1 protein-coding gene is annotated in these 1,309 nt (G+C 68.2%); it reads right to left on the bottom strand.

The annotated features are described in order from the left end of the window. Positions 1–95 precede the first annotated feature (95 nt). The coding region (locus AB0G02_RS33780) for a cellulase family glycosylhydrolase (RefSeq protein ID WP_360802498.1) at positions 96–1,309 on the bottom strand (1,214 nt) is incomplete at its 5' end.

Here is a 1,309-nt window from a genome sequence, read left to right as displayed (position 1 = left end):
GGGGTCCTTTCCCCCCACCCTCACCCCCCCGGGCTCCGGTTTCGCGGCCCCGGGCCCCCCCCCCCCGGGGGGCCCCCCGTCCACTCCGGCAGGTGTCAGCTGGTCGGGAAGTTGTCCGCCGTGCTGATCCGGCTCTTCAGCAGCGCACCCGACTCGGTCAGCACACCGCTGCTCGAGTAGTCGCCGCCGTTGCAGGTACCGGGACGGAGCGCGGCGCTGCTCTCGTTCGCGTCCGAGTACGTCCAGTTCGCGTAGCTGATCTTCAGGCTGTCCAGCAGGTCCAACCAGGCCGTGGTGCTCGACCGGTCGAACGTCCCGCCACCGGTGGCCAGGACGGTGCCGAACTCCGTGACGAACAGCGGGATCCGCTGCGCGGCACGGCTGACCGCCGCGCGGTAGGTGTCCTTGTGGCTCGCGGCGTAGAAGTGGAACGTGTACATGATGTTGGTGGCGTTCACCGGGTTGTTGATGACCTCGGTCTCGTTGGAGCCGTCGGACACGCCCAGCGAGGACCAACCGCGGGTGCCGACGATGACGACGGCGTCCGGGTCGGCGGCGCGGATCACGGGGATGACCTGCTCGGCGTAGCTCTTGATGCCGGCCCAGCTCACGCCGTTGGGCTCGTTCGCGATCTCGTAGATCACGTTCTTCTTCGCCGAGTTGCGCTGCGCCACCGAGGCGAAGAACGTCTTCGCCCGGTCGAGGTTGTAGTTCGGGTCACCCGGCGTGAGGGTGTGGAAGTCGATCAACGCGTACATCCCGCGCGACTCCGCCATGTCCACCAGGCTGTTGACCCGGTTGGTGAACCCGGACGGGTTGGTCTCGTAGCCCTGCTCCTGCACGTACATCGCGATGCGGAACAGGTCCGACTTCCAGTCGTTCGCCAGCGCGTCCATCGAGCTGTTGTTGTAGCACTTGTCGAACCACTGGATGCCGTGCGAGCTCATGCCGCGCAGCTGGATCGGGCGGTTGTACTGGTTGCACAGGTTGACCCCGCACACCCGCAGCTGCCCGTTCGCCTCGACCGGAGTGCGCGGCGTGGGCGGGTTCGTGGTGGTCGTCGTGGACGTCGTGGTGGACGTCGACGTCGACGTGGTCGAACCCGTGCAGGCCACGCCGTTGAGCTTGAACGACGTGGGCGTCGGGTTGCTGCCGGAGAAGGACCCGACGAACCCGAGGTCGGTGGACGCGCCGGTGCCGAGCGTCCGGTTCCAGTCGAGCTGCCGCTGACCCGCGGACAGGCCTTGGCCGCGCTCACCGACCTGCTGGTGGAACGCCGACGGCAGGGACGCGACCACCGGCACGGCCC

The organism is Actinosynnema sp. NPDC023658 (genome assembly GCF_040639995.1).
Taxonomy (GTDB): domain Bacteria; phylum Actinomycetota; class Actinomycetes; order Mycobacteriales; family Pseudonocardiaceae; genus Actinosynnema.
The sequence above is the reverse complement of the archived record's forward strand: the minus strand, read 5'-3'. Positions and strand labels throughout refer to the sequence as shown.